Origin of the sequence: Streptomyces sp. WMMC1477 (assembly GCF_027460245.1) — a bacterium.
In the GTDB taxonomy this organism is placed as follows: Bacteria; Actinomycetota; Actinomycetes; order Streptomycetales; family Streptomycetaceae; genus Streptomyces.
On the sequence record NZ_JAPZBD010000002.1, the window covers coordinates 1 to 22965 of the forward strand.

The window sequence follows — 22965 nt, forward strand, 5'->3', positions numbered from 1 at the left end:
GCGCGCGTCCTGCGCCGCAGGAACGACGCACGCCGCTACGCGGCGTCAACCGCATTGCTTCGCAATGCGGTTCGGCAATCCCTTCGGAATTGCCTGCTCTTCGCTCCGCGAAGAGCGTGTGAATCGCTCCGCGATTCACCGCCCAGTGATGCGTGGTGGGGTGACGCTATATCGGCGACTACTGGTTGTGGGTGGCTAAGATGCAAACATGGCAGGCTACGGGGTGCTCGGCGGATCTCGTTGGGTGCGGCTTGACTGAGGGTCAGGGTGACCGCTGGAACACGTGTGCCCAGGCTGGGGTACTTGGGTTTCGGTCAGGCGAAGGGTAGGATCATGAGAGGTTGACAAGTGCCTCTCTTGCGCGCGATGCATCATGGGTGGGAATTGGGATTTTCCAGGACCTCTCTTTGAGGGATCTTAGGTTTATGACCCAGCTTCATTTTGGCTTCTGGGAGAAGGGGTTGTGCGGTGGGTGGTGGCGCGGGTTCTGCTGGTGCTTTTTTTCTGCGTCCGCATCAGAAAGAGGCGGTGGCCGCGATTCTGGCGGGCTTGTCGGATGCGCGGGGCGGGGATGTGCGCGGGCAGGTGGTGATGGCTACGGGGACGGGGAAGACCGTGGTTGCGGCTGCCGCCGCGCACCGGCTGGTGCCCTACGGGCGGTGCGGGGTGCTGGTCCCGACTCTGGATCTGCTGACGCAGACGGTGGAGGCGTGGCGGAGAGCCGGCCACCGAGGGCGGATGATCGCGGTGTGCTCCCTCGGCGACGATCCGCTGCTGGAGGAGCTGGGGGTGCGGTGCACCACCGACGCGGGCCAGCTCGCCGGCTGGGCCGCCCAGGACGGCCCTGTGACGGTGTTCGCGACGTATGCCTCCCTGGTGTCCCAGGAAACCCGTGGAGACGCCGAGAACGGCGCTGAGGGGAGCTCTGAAGGCGTTCACGACGGTGCTGGGGCCGGTGGCGCGGGAGGCAGTGGCGGGCGGCGTGGGGTCCTGGAGCGGGCCCTGCACGGGGACGGCTTCACCGGCCCCGCCATGCCAGGATTTGACCTGCTGATCCTTGACGAGGCCCACCGGCTTTCTGGTGATCTGGGAAAGAGCTGGGCCGCGGCCCTGGACAACGAGCGGGTCCCGGCCGCCCGGCGGCTGTTCATGACCGCGACACCACGCCTGTGGGAGGCACCACCTGCGGCGGGCGGAGGCGAGGCCCGACTGGTGGCATCCATGGATGATGAACGCCTGTTCGGGCCAGTGCTCCACGAACAAGCGCTCATGGCAAGCGTCGAGCTCGGGCTGCTAGCACGCTGGGAGCTCCACGTCCTGGAGATCACTGACCCAGCGCCCCCGGGACCGGAGGCAGACCCGGAGGAGGCGCGGGGGCGGCGCCTGGCCGCCCTCCAGGCCGCTCTGCTGGCGCATCTGGACGACGTCGGCGGCCGCAGCCTACTCACCTTCCACAGCACGACCCTCGCCGCCATAGCCATGGCCCGGGCCCTGCCAGAGACCGCCGCCCAGCTGCACGCCACCGAGCCTGCCCGGTACCCCGCCCGCGTCAGCGCCGAATGGCTCTCCGGAGAACACCCCGCCCCATACCGGCGAGAAGTACTGGCGCGGTTCGCGGACGGCCTCACCCGGGATGGGTGGGTGGCCGATGCGCAGATCCTCGCCTCCTGTCAGGTGTTGGCGGAGGGGGTGGACATCCGCGGGCAAGCCGGCGTCGACGGCGTCGTCCTCGCCGACCCCCGCAACTCCCCCGTCCAGATCGTGCAGATCCTCGGCCGGGCCCTGCGACAGGAACCCGGCGAGGGCAAGGTCGCGCGGATCGTGGTTCCGGTCTTCCTCGCCCCGGGTGAGAAGCCGGACCAGCTGATGACCTCCACCGCATTCGCACCCGTCGTCGCCACCCTCCAAGGCCTCAGAGCCCACGACCAACGAATCCTGGAACGCCTCACCCTCGCCACCGCCACCAGCTCCGGCAAACCCACCAACAACATCGAACTCGACCCACTCGCAGACACCGAGAAGGAGAAGGCGGCCAGGGAACAGCGGGAACGAGACAGGAAGCGGGAGGACCTAGAGCACGAAACCGGCGAGCCGGAGCTCGGCGCCAAGACCGAGCCGGAAGCGGGGGCGGGGGTGCCGCTGCTCCGGTTCAGCCGACCCCGCGACCCCGCCCTCATCGCACGCTTCCTCCGCACCCGCGTCATCCAACCCGACAACCACGTCTGGCTCACCGGCTACGACGCCCTCACCCGCTGGGTACAACAGCACGACGACGCCCACGTGCCCGCCACCGCCATCATCACTCTCCACGACGGCACCCCGCACCGCCTAGGATCCTGGGTCCAAGAACAGCGCCGCGCCCTGACCAACGGCACACTCCGCCCCCACCGCTACCAACTCCTCGAAGAACTCGGCATGATCTGGGACACCGCCGACGCCAAATTCGCCAACGGTCTCACCGCTGCCCGTACCTATTACCAGAAATTTGGCACCCTATGTACTCCGAAGGACGCCACGGTCGATTCATTTCCCGTCGGACAGTTCCTTGAGAACCTGCGGAAGAAAAATGGCGGAACCGTACTCACCGAAACCCGTGACACAGCGCTCCGGGAAATCGACCCGTATTGGAACCCACCTTGGCCCGTCGCCTGGCAACGCCACTACACCGCCCTCGCCTACCTCCTCGAAGGCGAAACCACCCCGCCGGACATCCAGCCCGGGGTCCAAGTCCACGGCAACGATGTCGGCACATGGCTGAGGCGGCAGACCACGCCCGCCGGGTGGACGCAGCTCACCCACGGTCAGCAGGACCTCCTGGTGCAGGTCGGCATCCAGGCACCCGCCACCGACACCCAGCACGCGGCCCGGGAGACCCCCGGAATCCCCGACCTGCACGCGCTGGACAGCTTCGGGCGCGGCCTCGCCGCGTGCCGGCAGTACCTCAATCGCGAAGGGCACCTGTCGGTGCCTCGGCAGCACGAAGAAGTGCTGCACCCCGCCGAGCCAGGCGACGCACCGGTAGTCGTCCGACCAGGGGTATTTCTGAGTAACCAACGCAGCCGCCGCACCAAGCTGAGCGCAGAACGGCGCCGCGCATTGGCCGACCTCGGACTCGAATGGGCCAGGTAGAGCTGCAGCCGCGCCGCGGATCGGATCCGTGCGTTGGAGAACCCAGTAGGCTCTCCAGTGTGATAGGTCTCTTGGTGCAGGAGTCTCTGCCTCGGGCTCAGTGGCTCCAGGAAGAGAACTGGCGCGCCGTCTGCGATCATCATCGACGCCTTGCGACGGCCGTCGAGGCTGATGACCGTCCGCAGATTGTTGGTTCAGCGAAGGAGCTCGTGGAGTGCGTCGCACGAGTCGTCCTCGCCGCTGACGGGCGTGTTACTTCGGATAATGACGATTACAGCAAAGTGCTCAACCAGGCTCACAAGGTGATTGAGCACGTCGTTGGGTCAGATGTTCCGGCTAATGACCCGCTGCGCCAAGTCCCTGGACAGGCCAAGAAGATGGCCACGCAGCTCGCCGAGATGCGCAATCGCTTCGGCACGGGGCACGGTCGCGCAGTGCTTCACCCCATCACCGACGAGGTCGTCGAAGCCTGCGTGCACGGATCCCTGATCTGGGTGAGATGGGCGCTGGCGCGACTGCAGACTGTGCTGCGAGGTGCTGTCGTTCCCCTTGTCACCGCTCTCCGGGAAGAGACCTTCACGAGAGGAGAGCTTGCTGAGCGGCTGAAGGCAGCGAACGTTCCAGACCTCGAAAAGATGGACCAGCGGAAGCTCGGTCTCGCTGTCGGTCGACGAGCAGTACAAGAGACCTTCATGGTGCGGATCGAAGGTATTGACGTGTGTGCGGAGAATCCAGAACGGTGGCCGGACGGCTACCGCCGTGGTGTTGTGGAAGGCCTCTTCATCAACGAGGATGGCCAGGTAGAGACCTACCCGCCGATCAGCGAAGCCAGCGCCGTCCAGCTTCTGGGGCACCACTCCGCGCCCGACGACGTTCTGCAGGAGCTGCATAGTCTGCTCAGGAGCGCGTCTTGGTCCGGCCGCTTCAGGCAGCAGCACAAAGACACACTGAACCAGATGCGATCCAGTGCGCCATTTGTGCCCGAGCGGGGGCAGGCGCGGTGGAATGAGATCATCAGCGACCTCGAATCCCGTGCGCCTGACGGCCGCCCGTCCGGCTGGTGACGCCTCGCCCCGCGAGCGGGCGGCGCCGTTACACGTCTCGCGGAGGGGGCCGTCGGATGAGCTCGAGGAGCGACTGAGCGGGCAGCAGTGGGACCGCGAGGTCCTCGCTGTGTGAGCCGTTGGTGCTTGTGCTCGTCGCGTGCCAGCGCAGCGTCACTTCGTGGGTGGCGCTGTTCTCCTTGGTGAAGAGCACGATCGGCTCCAGGTCCGCACCGCGTTCCGGGCGGAGATCCACGGCTGGGAACCGTACGAGGACGCCCTGGGGCGTCTCGGTGATCTCAGGCTCCTCGTACATGCTGCCCGCTGGAGTAATGTCGAAGTGCGACAACGCCGAAAACTGTGGGAACTGGTGTCTCGGAGTGGGCCCGTAGGGCCTGGGGGGCTTCGGCAGTGCTTCAGGGCGCCATCCCCTCTGCTCCTCGTCAGGGAGAACCGCGGCGACGTGGTCAGGGATCTCTAGCTCGACCTGAACATCGGCCAGATTGCTGCGGGTGCGGTTCTCGACAGTCAGCTGCAGCCTGGCCGCACGCATGCCGGCAACCTCGGCCATGGTCAGAGGTATGGCAGCCCGCAGCCTGCCCATGTAGGTGCGCACTTCGCTGAGGTACTGCTGGCGTGTCCGGGGGTCCGGCTCATCAAGGGAGGCTGCCTGCGCCATCAGAGACCGCAGGGAGGCGGCGGCTTCCAGCGCGTTGCCTGCTGGGGCTGGCGGCGACGGTGCCGAGGCGAGCAGACGTCCTTCTTCCGCCTCCAGCCACTCGTCCAGGTCCGTGTCGGGGATGGTGATCGGTGTGATGCCCCCCTCGGTGCCGTGTAGGTCGATGTCCAGGAGGTCGTGTCCGCGCTTCAGCCGTTCGCTGAGCCGGTCGATGTCGCTGGCCTTCGCCGGCTCCGTTTTCCCGCTCTTGCGGCGGATGAAGACGGCCGCCTCGGGAATCGATCGCTCCCTCGTCTCCCGTGGTGGCTGATCGCCGAGAGGGGGCTTGGCTTTCCCGAAGAAGGCTTCCTTGCGCATGCAGTGGAGTGGGTCTCCCCACTGAGGCGGATCGACGGTGACGACAAGGATAGGGATGCTCTATCCGGCCTCGTCGGTTATGTGCACGTAGGTGCAGTCCCAGCGGATCCTGTCGCCCACGAAGTCGGTGATCCACTTGTGGAGCTCGACCCGATCATGCTCAATGACTCCGTGGTAGCCGTCCGGGTCTGCCCCGACGACCAGGTGCCCGTACCCCTCGGCGTCTTGCTCGGCGTCGTCGGGCATCCGGTTCGCGAACCCGATGATGGCGCGCGCCACGTGCGCCCGGCCGTGCTTGTCGGCCTTGTTCTTCGGCTGGAAGTCCAAGGTCGACTTCCACTCCAGCCAATGCTTCTCGTCCGCCGCACTCGCTCTGCGCACCGCCTCGACGAGCGTCTTCTGTGTGGCCGCGTCACGCGCCGCGCGGCGGCTGTCGTAGTCCAGCGCCATGGCACCCTCCTAGCCCCACGCTACGTCAGCGCTCCGACAGCCTCGCGCGTCCGCGACCCGGCGCTCTCCGCCATGCATCCTCCCGCCGGTTAGGTGGACCATGCGGCACGCAGGCATAGATGACCGGCGGGCGGTCAGTGCTCGACTGTGATCACGATGACGATGAAGCGGGCCGCGACCGCTGCGGCGGTTCTGACGCTGCCCTTGGCCGCTCCGGTCTCCGCGACCACGCACCCGGCCGGACAGCCTGGCGCAGCAGCCGGGGGTGTTCCGCTGCGGGAGGCCGTCGCTGCGTTGCCGGTCGCGGCCGAGCAGCGCGAGGGGTATGACCGGGGCCTGTTCCGGCACTGGATCGATGAGGACGGCGACTCGTGCTCGACCAGGGCGGAGGTGCTGCTGGAGCAGGCGGTGGTCGCGCCGGAGCAGGGGGATCGGTGCCGACTGACCGGGAGCCGCTGGTACTCCTACTTTGACGACCGCTATGTGGACGGGTCCCGGGGACTGGACATCGATCTTGGTGCACCTCGCTGAGGCGTTCGATTTCGGGGCCTACGCCTGGACGGCGGAGCGGCGGGAGCGGTGCGCCAACGACCTCGGCGATGAACCCGCTGGGAGCTGACAGTGGACCCGGTGGAGGCCGGACGCGCTGTCCCGGGCTGCGGAGCGGTGTCCGAACCGACCCATTGCCGTGGAGCCTGGCGAGTAGCCAGGCTCGTCTCGCTTCACTGGTGGTGCTGGATCCGTTTTGTGGGGACGACGCGGAGTCTCAGCACTCCGTCTGTGCCGCCTGTCGCGTAGAGGCGGCTGTCGGGTGCCAGAGCGGCGGCGGTGATGGAGCCCTGATGCTCGCCGGGAAGTACAGCGATCGGGCTCCAGGTGGCGGTGTCCCACAGGCGGATGACGCAACTGCGGTCCCGATCGGTCTTTCGACGTGGCGACGTGCCCGTGACGGCTACTAGAACGTGTCCGTCCGAGGAGAAGGTAACGCTGCGCACCTGCTGCCCGTCGCAGCTGAGCGGCTCGTGGATCATCTCCTGGCTGGCGGCGTCCCACAGCTGAAGGTCCGTGCCAGCGGTCACCAGCTCGCGGCCGTCGGGGGTGAAGGCGACCGCGCAGACGGCTCCTTCATGGCCCCGCATCGGCTCGCCGATCTTCCCAGGAGCCGCAGGGTCCCACAGTTGAGCGGCCCCGGTCGTGTGACCGGTGAGCAGCAGTCCGGCCGAAGAGATCACCGGGCGGGCGCTGAGGTTCGCGCCCAGGGGCTTGCCGACCCTGCGCGGTGCGGCGGGATCGGTGATGTCCCACAGCCGGAAGGTCTTGCTGACCGTGACCAGCAGGCGCCCGTCTGAGGAGAAGGCCACCTGCCAGGGTGTGCGGGGGTCATTGCCATGGCCGTCGAGCGGCTCGCAAACCAGGTTGCGGGTCGTGAGGTCCCACAGGCGTGCGGTGCCGTCCTCGCTGACGGTGGCCAGCAGCCGACCGTCCGGGGAGAAAGCCACCGCGCGGACGAAGTCGATGTGCCCAAACAAGGGTGGGCCCTGCCGCTGCTGGGTCACGGTGTCCCACAGTTGTACTGTCCTCGGGCCGTGCGCAGTGGCCAGCTGGGTTCCGTCGGGTGAGAACGCGGCGGCCCGTACCCCCTGGGTGTCCTTCGCCATCGGGTGCATCGGGATGCCCTCGCCGCGGCGTACCGCGGTCTGGAGTACCTGCGCGGCCAGGGCGCTGCCTTCCTCCGGCCCGGGGCCGGGTGCGGCGCGTCTGGTGATCTTCTGGTCCTGCTGTGCCCGGCGAAGTTGCTGCCAGCACTGCCGCCAGGTGTCCAGGCCAGGGTGCTCACGGGGCGCGATCTTTCCAGTGTCGTAGGTGATCAGGATCCGCACCAGGGCCATGAAGTAGTCGTATCCGGGCAGGGAGAGGCCCCGCAGGGCTGAGCTGACACCGGAGGGCGACAGGCTCCGGTCGCGCGGAGCGCGGGAAGCTATTTGGTCCAGCGTCGGTGAACCGTGCACTGCCTGCAGGGTGCGCAGTTCTGCAGCGGCCTCGCGCAACTGCTCCTCAAATGAGTGCCCCGCCACACCCCTGATGCCCTGACTCGGCTTCATCATCGGCCCCCTCTCCCCTGAGAGATCCCAGGCTAGAGCCATGTTCTTGCAGTACGTCGCAGAATTTCGAGGTCTCTTGCATAGCAGCGCAGAGCCCTGCAGGAACATTGTCGTGCGGGCGGGTACGGCGTTCTTGTCTCGATACGGCACCTGAGCGGCGCTGTTCCTACCGTGAGGCCCACGGCTTACCGCCAGGCCGGGAGACGCGTCGAGAAGCAGGCCCCCGCAGGGCTTTCATTCCTGACAAGGCGTCCAGCGGTAGGCCAGTCACACATGAACCTCACGGAGGGCTTCCGCATGGACAGCACAACGCTCGCGTCGGCACCCACGGAGCGGCGCCGGAGCGCTTTGGGACCAGCACCGCTCCAGGCGGGGAGAAGGAAGGTTCCCTGTCGCTCACAGCGGATGCCTGAACGGGAGCCAGCGGCCGGACAGCCGTGTGATGAGCGGCCATGAGCAGCGCTGACACTGCATTGCTTTCCGTGGCCGACGCGGGCATGCCCTGGCCTATCGTTGCGCTCTTGGGCATAGCCACCCTGGCCCTGACCGCACTCAGGACGGTCATCCCGCAGCATTCCCGCGACCGCCTGATCTGGTGGCAAGACCGCCGACGGCACCGGGAACGGCTCCAATCTCTGCAAGACCGCAAAGCGAAGCAGGAGGAGTGACCAGTACGCCCACCGTTTCCCCGGCTTGGCGCACCGGACCCGACGGCCGAGGCCAACCGCCGTGCAGGAGCGGCTCCTGGCCGCAGATCATGCCAGGCTACCCGCGGGGCTGGGGCGGCTCAGTGACGCGGCGGGGGGATGCCGCGAGGTCGGCTGTGGCCTCAGGCGCCGTGGCGGCGAGGCAGGTGAACGCGGGCGGCAGCGCGGCGTGAGCGGGGACGTGCTGCGGCAGGGGACCGGCGGCCCCGGCGGGCGGCAGGATGCGCGGCGTGGCCACGGCGGGAGGCCGGCGCTCGGGAGAGCCAGGCGACGATATCGGCTTGCACGGAGGAGCCGGCGCGGCGGGTCACCTCGTCGCGGGCGGCTCCGTCGCCCGCCTGTATGCCGCCATCGTGCGCCGCCCCCGGGTGGTCCAGGGAGGCGGGAAGTCGGCGCTGGTGAGGGGCCAGTGAATTTCCGCGGCGTGCTGCTTCTGAGGCATGCGGCGGGCGGAGGGGATGCGGGGTGGTGGGGACGGTTGAGGTGGGCGTAGTCGGCAGGTTTCGGCGAAGTCGGTGAGGTTGGTGTAGCCGACGGCTTGGGGTGGTGGGCTGAACAGGGGCGCTGCGGTGTCTTCCAGCAGGGTCCGCAGGTAGGTGGCGGCTTGGAGGAGGGGGCGGGCCCAGGCGGGGACGGGGTGGGGGTGTCCTGGTGAGCCGGGGTACTCGGGGGTGGGGAGCGTGAGGGTCGCGGCGTCGCGGGAGAGGCCACGACTGCGGGTGGCGTCGAGCTGGCCGAGCCGGGCGGCGGTGAAGACGGCGGTGGCCAGCTGGGCGGCGAGGTGGGGGTAGGCCGTGGCGGTGTCGAGGCGGTGGGCGACTTCCCCGGCGGTGGCCTCCGGCACGGGGGCGGGCAGGCGGGGGTGCGTGGCGGGGCTGTCGGTCATCAGGGGCAGGAGGTTGGGCAGATTGAGCCAGCGGCCGGACAGCGGGCGCCGTGGGGGTGGGGGTGGCGGTGAGGGGTCCGGGGTGCCGGGGGTGAGAGGCAGGACGGCCTGGGCTTCGGCGAAGCGGTGGGGAACGCCGGCCAGCGCTTGGTGAAGGGATGGGGGTGGGGTGGCGCGGTGGCAGACCAGGCTCAGGCGGATACCGGTGCGCCGGCGCAGCTGGAGGAGGTGTTTGCCAGCCGCGTGGGCCGAGGAGGTGGGCGCGCAGCCAGATCAGGTGGGTGATCTGGTGGGCCAGGAGCCAGGCGGTGGCGATGGCCCAGGGGGTGGTGGTGTCGTGGTGGTGGCGTCCGGGGAGGGGGACGGGTTTGTCGAGGGCGGCGAGGATGTCGTAGGCCGCGGCGAGGGCGGAGTCGGTGGCGGGGGTGGGGTGGATGGTGATCTGTCCGGCGTCGGGGTTGTGGGCCAGCAGGGCGGCGCGGGTGTGGGATGCGTCGTCGCCGGGGTCGGTCACCACGGTGACCGCGGGCGGATGGGGGCAGGTCAGCATCAGGCGCGGGTGCGGGTGGAGAGCTTGCTGTAGGTCCAGCGCAGCAGGTCGTCGCCGACGGTGGTGCGGCCGGTTTCTTTCATGCCGACGGTGAGGTGGTGGGTGATCTTGGCCCAGGCGCGGAAGTTGCCGTGGGCCGCTTCGCGGTCGCAGGTGGCGATCAGTTCGGGGTCGGTGTCCGCCCAGACGGGGTGGAAGGCGGGGATGACGGTGAGGACTTCCTCCATGGGCATGGGGTTGATCTCCTGCCAGGAGTAGACCCGGGATTCGAGCATCGGCTCGCTTTGCAGCATCTCGAAGCAGCCGTTGCCGCCGGTGAAGATGATCGTCAGGTCGGTGTCGGTGTCGGTGTCGTCCCACAGGTAGCGCAGGTACTCGAAGCAGAGTTTGGACAGCCACTGGGCCTCGTCGCACACCAGCACCCGTGGTTCGGTCAGCGCCGCGCGCAGCATGCGGTCGAACTCGATCGCGTGGGCGGGCGGGCGGCCGTGGAGGCCCAGGGCGTGGAAGAGCTCGTGGCGCAGGTCGCGGGTGCTGGGGCGGGCACGGAACTGGATGCGGTGGGTGCGGGTGGGTGCCAGCTCGCGCAGGGACGCGTTGACGGCGAAGGACTTGCCGTGCCCGGTACGGCCGTAGACGCAGATCATCGCTTTGGCCTCGATCGCGGCCCGGATGTCCTCACGCACGCGTAGCAGGGCTTTGGTGCCGACGACCTGGGCGCCGGACAGGCGCATGTAGTGGTCCTCGCGCTCCCTGGGCAGGCGGCCGGTACGGCCCGCGGCAGAAGTCATCCGTCCTCGCTCTCTCGGGCGGCCGGGTCGCCAGCTCCCGTCGCATGCCGGTGCTGTGCCTCGGGCCCGGCGGCCTCGTATGGGGTGGTGTCGGCAGTGGTCGGGCGGCGGGGGCGGGCCCAGGTCGGGGGCGGCTCGCGGGGCGGCACCAGATCCGGCAGCGCCCGGGCAGCCAGGTCATGGGCCCGCGCGTCATCCAGCTCGGATGCAGCCTCTTGGGCGGTCAGCGCGGCGTTGCGCCGAGGGGCGGCGGGGGTGGTGGCGGCGCTGTAGCGGGTACGTCGCAGCCGTTCGGCGGCTTTGAGGTCCGCGCGGCGTGCTCTGGCTGCAGCGTCCCGGGCGGCAGTCAGCGCCTTGCGCTGTTCCTCGGTGGCCTGGTCGGCCAGATACGCGGTGCCCAGATGGCGGCCGGGGTCGGCCGCGTCGAACACCTCGATCTGTACGTCGTCGTGGGGAAGGTGCCGCACCCTCACCCTGGTGCCGACGTGGCCGACCATCCACGGCGCGATGTAGGCGCGGCGGCGCCAGGTGACGCCACTGGTTGAGATCTTTCGCGTCCTACCGTCGTCCTCGAGCGCGAAGTACGCCAGGTGCTGGGCCGGCACGTCCTCGATCGGGGTGGGGTCGGCCTCCCACGCCTGCTGCGGAGTGATCTCGCCTCCCAGTCCCGCAGGGTGATGCTGGGTATTCCACCAGCGCACCCAGTCCAGCAGCACCTCGACGAACGCGGCGAAGGACAGCAGCGGCGTCGAGCCCTCACCCTTGCGGGAGCCGGCCGGGCGTGCGCGGCGGGTGTAGCCGGGAAGGGAGACCAGCAGCATCTCCTCCACCGCGTCGTTCAGCTGCTCGATCGTGCCTTTCAGATGAGGGCTGTAGGGCGGCAGGTCATACACCGGAACAGCGAAGTTCCCCAGAGCCTGGGTGACCGTCTTGCACAGGAATTCCTTACCGCGGTCAACCCGTACCAGCGACGGCAGGCCGCCGAAAGGGAAAGGCTCCACGCGGCTGATCCCAACACGCAACGCGGCCAGGACCGCATCCCGAGACGGCTGGTGGGGCGTGACCGCAACCCCCGTGACCGCTCTCGTCGCACAGTCGATGAACCACGTGATCCACGGGCACTGCGCACCACCCTCGACATCCACCCGCACCGGGGCGCGCTTGTGGTCTCCCTCCCAGCAGGCGTTCCGCCACTGCCGCGGCCGGCGCCCGAACACGTCATACCGCCGCCGCTCCCGCTCCCCTCCCCGCAGCCCAGCCCGCTCCCCCGCCGACAACTCCCGTGCCACCGCCCGCTGCAGCGCACGCAAAGACGGCACGACCGCGCCCGGATCACCCTCCGCCTCAGCCACAAGCTGCCGGTGCACCGCGGCCACATTGCCACCCCACAGTGCCAACAACGCCCTGGTCCTCGGGGTCACCATCACCGACGCCCGCACCCGGGCTGTCAAACGACCCTCCCGCCGCGCCACGGCCACCCAGTTCCACACGGTCCGCTCAGACACCCCCACGGCGCCAGCCACCAGCCGTACATGAGCAGACGTCAACTCACCCCGGCCATCCAGCGCCATCAACCGCGCCACAGCCCCCGACCGCGACACCAGAACCGACATAGCTTCAGCACAGTGGTCCTGACCACCCACCACCCACTCCTTCAGACGACACCCCCCTATGAACCCCGGGGGTCACCACTGACGAGCCCACCCTGTCCACCCCCGCACGACACCAACCCGCACACCAGCCGACAGCACACGAAACAGTGCAAACCGGCAGCACAACGTTTCAGCACGGCATGACTACTGAAATCCCCTCACACCGCCTGCCACCCACATGCTTTCCAACACGACACACAAACTTCAGCGAGAAACGACACCAACCTTCAGCACACCCGCGACACCACCCCACCACCCCGACCAGCACAAACCACCCACCCGACCACTGAAACCAAGTGACACCCGACCACTGACAAACAACTGGCGCCTAACAGGGCGCGGCGTGGGGTGCTGGAGCGGGCTGTGTCCGGTGAAGGCTTCACGGGTCCTTTTCTGCCGGTGTTTGACCTGCTGGTGGTGGATGAGGCGCACCGTACGTCGGGTGATCTGGGGAAGTCGTGGGCGGCGGCGCTGGATCAGCAGCGGGTGCCGACGGCACGCCGGCTGTTCATGACGGCGACGCCGCGGCTGTGGGAGGCGCCGCCGGCGTCCGGCGGGGAGGGCCGTCTGGTGGCCTCGATGGACAACGAGGCGCTGTACGGGCCGATGCTGTTCGAGCTGGAGTTGATGGAAAGTGTCGAGAGGGGGTTGCTGGCGCGGTGGGAGATCGACGTCCTGGAGATCACCGACCCCCAGGCACCCGGCCCGGAGGCAGACGCTGAGGAAGTGCAGGGGCGGCGCCTGGCCGCGCTGCAGGCCGCACTGCTGACCCACCTGGACGACGTCGGCGGCCGGTCCCTGCTCACCTTCCACTCCACAACACTGGCCGCCATGGCCATGGCCCGCTCCCTGCCCGGCACAGCCGCCGAACTCCACGCCGGCGACCCAGCCTCCTACCCAGCCCGAGTGGGGTCGGAGTGGCTGTCCGGAGAACATCCCGCCACCTACCGGCGAGAAGTGCTCGGGCGGTTCGCCGACGGCATCACCGACGACGGATGGGTCGCCGACGCACAGATCCTCGCCTCCTGCCAAGTCCTCGCCGAAGGCGTCGACATCCGCGGCCGCGCCGGCGTCGACGGCGTCGTCCTCGCCGACCCACGCTCCTCCCCCGTCCAGATCGTGCAAATCCTCGGCCGCGCACTGAGACAGGAACCCGGCGAAGGCAAAGTCGCCCGCATCATCGTCCCCATCTACCTCGCGCCCGGCGAGCGGCCCGAGGCGATGATGACCTCCGGGGCGTACCGCCCCCTGGCCCAAATCCTGCAGGGCCTGCGTTCTCATGATGCCCGCATCGCCCAACGACTCATGCTCGCCACCCGCACCGCATCCGGCCAACCCACCAACGTCCTCGAACTCGACCCGCACGCCCCGAAACCCACCAAGGCCAGCCACCACGCGGGCGGGACCGACGACCACGACCAGGAGCAGCCGGACGACGGCCAGGCGCAGCGGGGCGAAGTCGGCCAGGGCGAGGACGGCCCGGAGCAGCCGGGCGACGGCGAGCGGGACGAGGAGCAGCAGGACGAGGGGCGGGGCGCGGCGGCCGGCGAGGGTGCGGAGGTGCCCTTGCTGCGGTTCTCCCAGCCGCGGGACCCGGCCGTCATCGCCCGCTGGCTGCGCACCCGCGTCATCCAGCCCGACAGTGAGATCTGGCTGACCGGCTACGAAGCCCTGCGGGAATGGGTGGACCGGCACGGCGACGCCCACGTGCCGACCGGCGCCGTCATCCACGTGGACGCCGGCGACACCGCGGGCAGAGGTGGGCGCAGGGCGTATCCGGTCGGGCAGTGGGTCAGCGAGCAGCGGCGTGCCTTCTCTGATGGGGTGCTGCGTCCGCACCGGTGGGAGTTGCTGGACGAACTCGGCATGGTCTGGGACGTCGCCGACGCACGATTCCAGCACGGGCTCCTCGCAGCCCGTGCCTATTTCGAGGAATACGGCACGCTGTGCGCACCACGCGACGCAGTAATGGACGGATTCGCCGTCGGGCAATGGCTGGAGAATCTCCGTAAGGGCGTCATGGCGGTGACGGATGAGCGGGACAGAGCGCTGCGGGAAATCGACGAGCACTGGAAACCGGAATGGACGGTCTCCTGGCAACGCCGCTACGCCGCCCTCGCCTACCTCCTCCACGGCGAAGACGGCACCCCGAACGTGCCGCCGGGGGTGCGGGTGAACGGGATCGACGTCGGCACCTGGTTGCAGCGGCAGACTTCACCGGCTGGCTGGGCGCATCTGGTGGCCGGACAACGGGAGCTGCTGGAACGGCTCGGCATCCCCGCCGCCCCCACGCCGACAGCCGGAGCCGCTGACGGCGCAGCGCATGGGGAGGCGCCGGCGCCGGTACCCGGCCTGGAAAAGACATGGACAACTTCGAACGCGGCCTGGCCGCCGCACGCCAATACCTCGCCCGAGAAGGCCACCTGAAGGTGCCGAGGAAGCACGAAGAAGTCCTCCACCCCGCCAACGAGGACGGCACGGAGTCAGAAGACCGGACCCCCGTGGCCGTCCGGTTGGGGGTGTGGACCAGTAACCAGAAGGCACGCCGCGCCCAGCTCGCCTCCGCCCGACGTCAAGCCCTCGCAGACCTCGGGTTCGCATGGGCGCGATGAGTCCCCGTCCCCGGCCCAGCCGCAATGGGCTGCGCTCGCCGGTCCAGGCTGAAGCCTGTGTCCCGAAGGTTTGCTACCGGGGCACGTTGCGCCCATTACCGGATGGGCGGATAGGCCGTTTAGCTCTGCGTGCACGATGTGGGGTGGAAGGAAGCGAGGCTGGGGCGTTCCGATGTCGAGTCGATGGATGTGCTGTTCCAGGCTGCGGACAGGACGACGGTGTGTTCGAGGTGGTCGACGGCCGCCGCTGAGGTGGACTTCGAGCGCTGTCCCCCGTTGAGGCCGTTCCCGATCCGTAGAGGCAAGCGGCTGGCGCCGGGGTGGTGGTGGTCGGCCACCACCGGGCGGCTGGTGCACTACGGGTCCGCAGCAATGCGGCTGCATGTGATGCTGCTCGACCGTGACCCGCGCGTTAGTGGCCTGGCTGCCCGTCCGCTGGAGTTGCGGTGGCGCGAGCGTGGTGAGACGCGCATGCATGCTCCTCAGCTCATGCTTCGCCTGGCTGATGGCGAGGGTGTGCTGGCCGACTGCAGGGCCAGCCAGGAACTTTCGCAGCGCCAGCGCTCCCTCGCGGCGGTGGTGGGGGAGATCTGTGGGGCAGTGGGCTGGCGTTACTGGGTGTTGGGGCCGGTGAATCCGGTTTACCGGCGCAATGTGACCTGGCTGGCCCGATACCGGCACCCGCGATACCACGGTGGACAGCGTCTGGCCGCCGCGCTCGAGGACACGTTCGCCCATCCGGCGCCCCTGTGGGATGGCGTACGCGCAATCGGGGACCCGCTGCTGGTGCTTCCCGCGCTGTTCCATGCCTTGTGGGCGGGACAGCTCGCGGCGGATCTGGCCGCGGCAATGCATGAGCGGATGCTGGTGTGGACGCAGGTGGAGCGGTGAGGGCGGGCAGCGGGGGGCTGAGCGGGCCGGTCGTGGAGCTAGGGGCGCGGGTCCGGTTCGGTGGCCGTATCTGGACGGAGGCTGCCCTTGCTTCCGGTCAGGTGCAGTTGGTCTCCGAGAGCGGTGATGTAGCGGCGCTGTTGCTGTCGCGGCTGTTCGCCGATGCGGAGTTCGAGGTTCTGGATGCGCCAAGCATGTCCAGGGTGCCGCCGCTGGGGCTGATGGAGTCGTTGCCTGACGCAGTACGGGAGCGGGCGCTGGCGTGCGAGCGGCACGTGCGGGAGGTGGAGACGGGGTGGCCGGATGGAGGCGGCGCAGCGGGTGCTCCGCGGGCGGAGTACGACCCTGTGCGGACCTTGGCGCAGCGGGAGGAGGCAAAGGCGGTCGAGTTGTCGGATGCGGGGATGCCGACCAGCGCGGTCACGGTCCGGCGGATGCGGAGCCGTTACCGCCAGCAGGGGGTTTGGGGGCTGGTGGATCGCCGGGCCACCCGGGTGCGGTCCGTCCATGGGCGTGCTGACGAGCGGGTGGTGGCTGCTGTACAGGAGGTGCTGGAGGTCGGTCGGGAACGCTCCGATGGGACGCTGGGGCGGCTTCGGATGTACACCGAGCGGCTGTTGGCCGAGCGGTACGGGAGCGGGGTGGTGAAGCTGCCGTCGAGGGCAGCGTTCAACCGGCTGGTGCACGCTCTGGCTGATGGGCAGGGCCTGCTGGGCAGCGCGCGGCAGCGCCGGTGGCGGTCGGCGCGGCCGGCTCCTCCGTTCGTGCCGACGACGGTGATGGCGCCGGGTGAGCTGGTGATGATGGACAGCACCGTGCTGGATTGCTTCGTGGTGCTGGATGACGGGGTGGTAGAGCGCCCGGAACTCACGATCGCGCTGGATGTGGCCACCCGCAGTATCTGTGCAGCGGTGCTGCGTGCGAAGGGGACCCGCAGTGTGGATGCGGCGCAGTTGCTGGCGCAGATGATGGTGCCGGCGCCGATGCGGCCCGGTTGGCCCGAGGCGCTGGCGATGGAACACTCGGTGGTCCCCTATGAGCGGCTGCTGAGTGTCGACGCCAGGTTGGAAGGTGCCGCGGCGCGGCCGGTGATCACGCCGCAGACGATCGTGGTCGACCAGGGCAATGTGTTCATCTCGTCCTCGTTCATCGCCGCGTGCGAGTCGCTGGGCGTTTCGGTGCAGCCCGCGCCGCCGGGCAATGGGCCGGCCAAGGGGCACGTAGAGCGCACCTTCTCCTCGATCAAGACGCTGTTCGTGCAGCATGTGGCCGCCTACACGGGCTCGCACACCGGCGAGCGCGGAAAGGACGCCGAGGGGGAGGCGGTGTGGACGCTTTCCCAGCTGGCCGAGATGTTCCAGGAGTGGATCATCTGCGGGTGGCAGGAACGTGAGCACGATGGACTGCGGCACCCGATAATGCCTCGCTGTGCGCTGTCGCCGAATGAGATGTGGGCGGCGCTGATCGCAGTGTGCGGCTACGTCCCGGTTCCGCTTGGCCACGAGGACTACATCGAGCTGATGCCCCTGAAGCGACAGAAGATCAACGACTACGGCATCCGCATCGACTATCGCACCTATGACCACAAGGTTCTCAATCCCTACCGTGGCCAGGGCTCGCCGGCAGCGGATGGACTGTGGGAGATCCACTACGACCCGCACGATCCCGTGCAGGTCTGGGTACGCCTGCCGAAGCCCGACCAGCCGCGCGGATATGGGTGGGAGGCGGTGCCGTGGATCCACCACACCCTGGTCAGCGCCCCATTCACCGACTTCACCTGGCAGCACATCAAGCGCACCGTCGCCCGCCGCGCAGACCGCGTCCAGCACGAACACGACCTGGCTCTCGCCCTGCGCGAGCTGCTGGAACGGGTCGCCGCCGGACATGGCACCCGCCGGGAGAGGGTCGTCGTCGCCCGGGCCCGCACCGCCGCGACCGATGGTGCGGTGTGGGCGACCTTGTACGAGCAGTCGGAGGCGGAAGCCGATGAGCCCGGGGAGGACCTCTTTGACGACAACGAGGACGACGAGGAGCCCTTGACCAACGACGGCGCTCTGAGTGTCTGGCCGACTGAACACACACCGCTGAGCGGCGCCCCAACCGGCGCGGGGCAGGAAGCCGGCGTGCCTGCACCGAGGCGTCCCCAGGTCACGGTCTACGACCCCGTCGAGGAATCTCTACGATGGTGAGCCCGCTCTCCCACAAGGCCGTCGGGTTCGCCCCGCTGGCCCCTCCGACCGTATGGGAGGGATGGGATGCCTTCGTCCACCGAGCCCCGGCGCCCGCGCGCGACGCCGCCGACCCCGCCTGGTCCCAGGAGGAGCGCGAGGACTACCACTCCGAACTCGCCGTGATGCGCACCCCTGCCATGGACAGCGTGTTCACTGCCGTACGCCGACTGTTGCTGGTCAACCGCCGCCAGCAGGCCGGCGCCCGGCGCGGTTTGATCATCTCCGGTCCGGCTACGACCGGGAAGACCACCACGATGATGGCGCTCGGGCGTTCCTTCCATCTGGCCGAGGCCCGCCAGCACCCCGGCCAGGACGGCAGAAGACCGGTGCTGTTCATCAGCGTGCCGCCGGCCGCCACCCCGAAGATGCTTGTCAGCGAGTTCGCCCGGTTCCTCGGCATGCCCGTCACCGACCGCCTCAATCAGACCCAGATCACCGGTGCCGTGTGCGACCTGCTGTGCGAACTGGGCACCCAACTGGTCCTCATCGACGACGTCCACCTCCTGGACACCCAGCGGCGCGCCGGTGCCGAAACCTCCGACCAGCTCAAGTACCTCGGCGAACGCATCCCGGCCACCTTCGTGTACTCCGCGATCGACGTCGAGGCCTCCTCACTTCTCAGCGGAGTGCGCGGCGCGCAGATCGCCGGCCGCTTCAAGATCTTCCGCCACCGACCGCTGGCGTATGCCACCGAGCAGGACCGGGCGGTCTGGGACGACCTCGTGCGGGCCGTGGAGGACCTGCTGAGGCTGCGTGCACACCGTCCCGGAACACTTGTCAAGCACGCCGCCTACCTCCACACCCGCACAGCAGGGCGGATCGGCAGCCTCTCTCACCTCCTCCGCGAAGCCGCCCTGGTCGCCATCACCGAAGGCACCGAACGCATCACCAAGCAGCTGCTGAGCGAGGTGGAGCTCGACGCAGCCGCCGAAACCCAGGCCCGGCCGGCCCGGCCCGCACGACGGGAGTAGGAGCATCGCATCCGGCGTGGCACACCAACGCAGCATGACCGCGCACGGCCGCGCGCCGGGGAGCGGGCTTGGGGGACGCAGGCCCGCAGTGTCAGGCGCGGTCGTGCCCACCATCGGCTGCGGCGCAGCAGGACGAGTGGCTCCGCTGCAGGGAGAGCTGACGCTGTCGTTCTTGAACAGACTCGCCGCCCGCTACCACCTCACCATCCGCGATCTCCTCGCCGCCGTCACCGACGTCGGCGGCCTGCAAAACCTCACCGGCATGCTGCACCCGGACAGCGAGATCCACCTCAACGCCCAGGCCCGCAACCGCGTTGCCACGCTGTGCCGTGTTGCGCCGCACGTGCTCGAGCGCGCCCTGCCCGCATGGACACGGGAAGAGCCGTGCGGCAAGTACGGGGACGGCCCGGTCGGGCGGCTGACGCGTGGTGAGGAGGCCGTCGCCGCGTGGGGACCGGCCTGTCCTGCCTGCGCTGCCGCCCGCACCGGGCGCCGCACGCCCGCACGCCGGTATCTGGCGCCAGAGGAGCGCGTGTGTGCGCGCCACCAGTACTGGCTCTTGTACGTTCCCGGCACCAGCGGCCTGCCCGTGCCCCTTGGCCGGTGCCCGGAGGTGATCGAGGCCCAGCAGCGGCATGTCCGGCTGCTGCGCCGCTCCCCGACCGGGGCGCAGGCCTTCGAGGTCGCACGCGCCGTGACCGGCTTCTGGTGGGGGCAGCCCTGGTCGAGCGAGGAAGAGCTGTGGCCGGTCCGTCTTGAGGCCACTCGTGCCGACGGTGCTGACGCAGACCGGTGGAAAGTGGCGGCGCGCGACCTGATCACCTATCCCGAAACCATCGCAATCGCGCGGGTCCTGGCCAGCCCCCACTGGCAGCAACAGACCATCGCAGAGGCGCGCGGGCATCTCCCCTACCGTCTCGGTGAGATGCCCGCGCTGCTGGACGAGCTCGCTCGCCAGCTCCAGCGGCCCTGGGTCGCCCGCCACCTCGCCACCGTCACCCGCGGGCCATTGTTCGTCTGGGCCCACACCTGCGTCCGTACACGCCTCGCCCCGAGATCCACGGCACAGCACTCGCTGTGGCAGGTCCACTCGTCGCACCGGCCCCGCCCCCTCAGCGACCTCCTCGATGCGCGAGGTGACCGCGACAAGGGTGGGCTGCCAGCACCAGAGCCCCTCAAACGGCTACGCGGCCACAGCCTCCATGCCGAGCGCGCCTTCGACAATGGCCTCGCACACGCCCGCCTCTACCACCAACAGCACGGGCACCTGGCGGTCCCCAAGGAAGACGCTTGGGGGGATTACCCGCTGGGCACGTGGCTGTCCAACCTGCGCAACCGCCACACCAAAATGCCCACCCACCAAGTCACCGCCCTGAGCAGCATCTACCCCTGGTGGAACGCACCGTGGAGCACCCTCTGGCAGCGCACCTGGCACCAAGCCCGCGATCACGCCGGGGCCGCTGGCGGGCTCGAGCCCGCCAGCGGCTTTCCCACCACCAGCTACAGCCTGGGCGAATGGCTGTACCTGCAGTGCACCCGCCACCCGTTCCTGCACCCCGAACAACAACGCCTGCTCACCCAGATCGGTATCGACGCTGCCGCGGCGGCCGAAGCCCGGCCCAGACGACGCAACCTCAAGGCCGCCGCCGAAGAAGCCCTCGCCCACGCACGCTCCTACGCCGCCGAACACGGACACCTCGCCCCGGTCAGCGTGACCACCGTGCACCACGGATACCCGCTGGGCCGGTGGCTCGCCGGCCAACGAAGCCGGCAACAACGCAAAGTCCTGTCCCCCGAACGGCAACAGGCTCTCCATGTCATCGACCCTTGGTGGTGCCCGCCCTGGAACCTGCGCTGGCAACGCAACTACTGCCGCGCCCGCGATGCCGCAGCGGGCCGCCTCCTCCAGGCCGAGAACGGCTTCAGGGACCTCGACGACTCTGCCGCCGCCGACTGGCTGTGGCGCCAGTGCGCCACCTACGACGAACTCAGCGAGGAGCAGCGACAACTCCTCGCCGACATCGGCATCACCGCCGAAACAGCCCAGGCCCTGCGCCGGACGCACCCACTCATTGCTCTAACGGCACGATCCGAGACCGCGGGCCAGGGTGTGCACGACAAGCCCGTGCGGCCGGCAGGAAGAAGCCCGGGGAACCGCACACGTCCCCCTGGCCGGCCACACTCCGCCGATCCGCAGCATCCCGTCGAGTCCCACAGCCGACGCGGGCACAGACCCGATACGAGGCCAGGTTTCGACGCGGCCCTGGCTCACGCCCGGTCCTGGCACGCCGAGCACGGCCACCTCGCCGTTCCCCGTGATACACGGCACGACAGCTACCCCCTGGGCGCGTGGCTGTACAGCCAACGCAACCGGGCCAAGCAACGCGCCCGCGCCGGACTCCAGCCCTCGCCCCACCTGGCCGAACTCGCTGCGATCGACCCGTGGTGGAACCCGCCCTGGGACACCGTCTGGCAGCGCAACTACTACCGCGCCCGCGACCACATCGCCGCGGGCGAGCCGTTCGACCCCGTCGCCCGCATCCCCGCGGCGAGCACCGTCCTGGGCAGCTGGGTCACTCGGGCATGCCTGCAGTTCCGCCAGCTCCACCCCGGCCAGCAGCGTCTGCTGAACGCCATCGGCATCACCGCGCACACAGCGAAACGGTGGCCGCCCAGCCCTCGCCCCCGGCCCCACGCAGAAGCCCTCACCCATGCCCGCGCCTGGGCTGCCGAGCACGGCCACCTCTGCCCACCGCTCAAGACCGTCCATGACGGCTTTCCCCTCGGCGAATGGCTCAACCGACAGCGCGAACTCGCGAAGAAACGCAGCCACCCCTCCCCCACCCAGCAAGCACTCGCCACGATCGACCCCTGGTGGAACCCTCCCTGGCCCATCTTGTGGCAGCGCAACTACCACCGCGCACACACCCACGCCCACACCCCCGCCACCCGCGGCTGGCTCGACAGTCAACGACACCGCTGGCCACTCCTCCACCCCCACCAACAACACCTCCTGACCCGCATCTGCATCCATCCGACCGCGTGACCCGCCACGACTGAGCTGCTGCGGCATAGTCCGCAGGTGCGCTGGACCGCGTCGCGTTCCCTACAACCCCGGGCGAGGGGGCTTCGTCCACCTTGGCGAGCGGGCGGTCAGGTGCAGGGCCGGCTAACTGTTGCGACCGCCGGGCCACCGGCAGGGCTACTGTCTGGACTCCAATTCGCCGCCACCGACAAAGCCAGTCAAGTCACCAACATCCGCATAGACGAAAGCGCTGGATGCCACACGCAAGGGTGGTGGGACAGGCTTCAGGTACGTCCTCGCCGCACCGAGACGGCTGCGCGGCTTGTCAGAGGGGCGTGGAAGCATAGGGCTGTGAGCGGCGTAGACACGGTCCGGGGTATTGCGTACCAGCAGGCGCAGGGGGTGCTCCAGGCAGTCGGGGTCCTAGAGGACCCCGACCTGGGCGGTCTTCGGGTCGAGGGCACCGACGACGCTGTCGACATCGAACTGCTCGGACGTGATGGAACCCTGCGCCACGCGATCCAAGTCAAGGTGCGCGCCACCGACTACACGTGGGGCGAGTCAGCGCTGCTCACCGTGCTGAAACGCTGGGCTGTGCTCCCCTCGGCCGCGCATGCATCGTTCGAGTTCCTCACGGATGGACGACTCGGTCCCGAGCGGCCAACGTGTGCAGCAGGTCCTCACATCTGCGGCGGAAGGGGATACCGATGCCCTCGCCCGACTGCTCGGTGTAGGCATGGACGACCCTGTCTACATAGCACTGGGCAAAGCGACGATCCGTCAGGACCCGTCCAACACCGGTGCTCTGCTGGCACGTGCCGAGCGTCAAGTCGCCGCGATGCTGCCCTCAGCTCGCACAGACGAGGATCTGCGGGAACAGGCAACAAAG

The 22965-nt window shown here is 69.0% G+C and carries 16 protein-coding genes; 10 read left to right on the plus strand and 6 right to left on the minus strand.

Annotated features, from left to right (window positions below; all coding sequences use genetic code 11):
* The first annotated feature begins 468 nt into the window (after positions 1-468).
* Positions 469-3129 (plus strand): DEAD/DEAH box helicase, encoded by a 2661-nt coding sequence (locus O7609_RS00330; protein WP_269742882.1) that lies wholly within the window; start codon positions 469-471, stop codon positions 3127-3129.
* A 74-nt stretch (positions 3130-3203) separates the two neighbouring features.
* Positions 3204-4193: an abortive infection family protein gene (locus O7609_RS00335; RefSeq protein ID WP_269742883.1), complete on the plus strand. Its 990-nt coding sequence runs from the start codon at positions 3204-3206 to the stop codon at positions 4191-4193.
* A gap of 28 nt (positions 4194-4221) precedes the next feature.
* Here O7609_RS00335 and O7609_RS00340 read toward each other — a convergent pair whose 3' ends face one another.
* Together O7609_RS00340 and O7609_RS00345 are read right to left on the minus strand one after the other, a co-directional pair.
* Complete coding sequence (locus tag O7609_RS00340; protein ID WP_269742884.1) at positions 4222-5208, minus strand: hypothetical protein; 987 nt, start codon at positions 5206-5208, stop codon at positions 4222-4224.
* Between the two features lie 60 nt (positions 5209-5268).
* Positions 5269-5658 (minus strand): hypothetical protein, encoded by a 390-nt coding sequence (locus tag O7609_RS00345; RefSeq protein WP_269742885.1) that lies wholly within the window; start codon positions 5656-5658, stop codon positions 5269-5271.
* Between the two features lie 156 nt (positions 5659-5814).
* Between O7609_RS00345 and O7609_RS00350 the strand changes: the two genes are divergently transcribed.
* The gene (locus O7609_RS00350) at positions 5815-6189 is read left to right on the plus strand and encodes a hypothetical protein (protein ID WP_269742886.1); all 375 of its coding nucleotides are present in this window, start codon (positions 5815-5817) and stop codon (positions 6187-6189) included.
* 191 nt (positions 6190-6380) lie between these two features.
* Here the strand turns inward: O7609_RS00350 and O7609_RS00355 are convergent, their stop codons facing one another.
* Complete coding sequence (locus O7609_RS00355) at positions 6381-7763, minus strand: WD40 repeat domain-containing protein (RefSeq protein WP_269742887.1); 1383 nt, start codon at positions 7761-7763, stop codon at positions 6381-6383.
* A gap of 449 nt (positions 7764-8212) precedes the next feature.
* On the opposite strand from O7609_RS00355, the gene O7609_RS00360 reads away from it, so the two are divergent.
* Positions 8213-8428, plus strand: coding sequence for a hypothetical protein (locus tag O7609_RS00360; RefSeq protein WP_269742888.1), 216 nt, complete (start codon positions 8213-8215; stop codon positions 8426-8428).
* A 346-nt stretch (positions 8429-8774) separates the two neighbouring features.
* Here the strand turns inward: O7609_RS00360 and O7609_RS00365 are convergent, their stop codons facing one another.
* From O7609_RS00365 to O7609_RS24655, 3 genes are all read right to left on the minus strand, one after another.
* On the minus strand, positions 8775-9353 hold the full coding sequence (locus tag O7609_RS00365) for a hypothetical protein (protein ID WP_269742889.1): 579 nt from the start codon (positions 9351-9353) through the stop codon (positions 8775-8777).
* A gap of 549 nt (positions 9354-9902) precedes the next feature.
* Positions 9903-10694 (minus strand): ATP-binding protein, encoded by a 792-nt coding sequence (locus O7609_RS00370; protein WP_269742890.1) that lies wholly within the window; start codon positions 10692-10694, stop codon positions 9903-9905.
* Positions 10691-12307 (minus strand): transposase, encoded by a 1617-nt coding sequence (locus O7609_RS24655; RefSeq protein ID WP_443071970.1) that lies wholly within the window; start codon positions 12305-12307, stop codon positions 10691-10693. The genes O7609_RS00370 and O7609_RS24655 overlap by 4 nt, the downstream gene beginning before the upstream one ends.
* A 438-nt stretch (positions 12308-12745) precedes the next feature.
* Between O7609_RS24655 and O7609_RS00380 the strand changes: the two genes are divergently transcribed.
* From O7609_RS00380 to O7609_RS00405, 6 genes are all read left to right on the plus strand, one after another.
* Positions 12746-14773, plus strand: coding sequence for a DEAD/DEAH box helicase (locus O7609_RS00380; RefSeq protein WP_269742892.1), 2028 nt, complete (start codon positions 12746-12748; stop codon positions 14771-14773).
* Complete coding sequence (locus O7609_RS00385) at positions 14710-14958, plus strand: helicase associated domain-containing protein (protein WP_269742893.1); 249 nt, start codon at positions 14710-14712, stop codon at positions 14956-14958. Before O7609_RS00380 ends, O7609_RS00385 begins: the two co-directional genes overlap by 64 nt.
* Positions 14959-15141: 183 nt before the next feature.
* The gene (locus tag O7609_RS00390) at positions 15142-15849 is read left to right on the plus strand and encodes a TnsA-like heteromeric transposase endonuclease subunit (RefSeq protein WP_269742894.1); all 708 of its coding nucleotides are present in this window, start codon (positions 15142-15144) and stop codon (positions 15847-15849) included.
* Positions 15850-15950: 101 nt separating this feature from the next.
* Positions 15951-18038, plus strand: coding sequence for a Mu transposase C-terminal domain-containing protein (locus tag O7609_RS00395; protein ID WP_269742895.1), 2088 nt, complete (start codon positions 15951-15953; stop codon positions 18036-18038).
* Positions 18032-19051 (plus strand): ATP-binding protein, encoded by a 1020-nt coding sequence (locus O7609_RS00400; RefSeq protein WP_269742896.1) that lies wholly within the window; start codon positions 18032-18034, stop codon positions 19049-19051. The genes O7609_RS00395 and O7609_RS00400 overlap by 7 nt, the downstream gene beginning before the upstream one ends.
* A gap of 136 nt (positions 19052-19187) precedes the next feature.
* On the plus strand, positions 19188-22097 hold the full coding sequence (locus O7609_RS00405) for a helicase associated domain-containing protein (protein ID WP_269742897.1): 2910 nt from the start codon (positions 19188-19190) through the stop codon (positions 22095-22097).
* Positions 22098-22965: the final 868 nt, after the last annotated feature.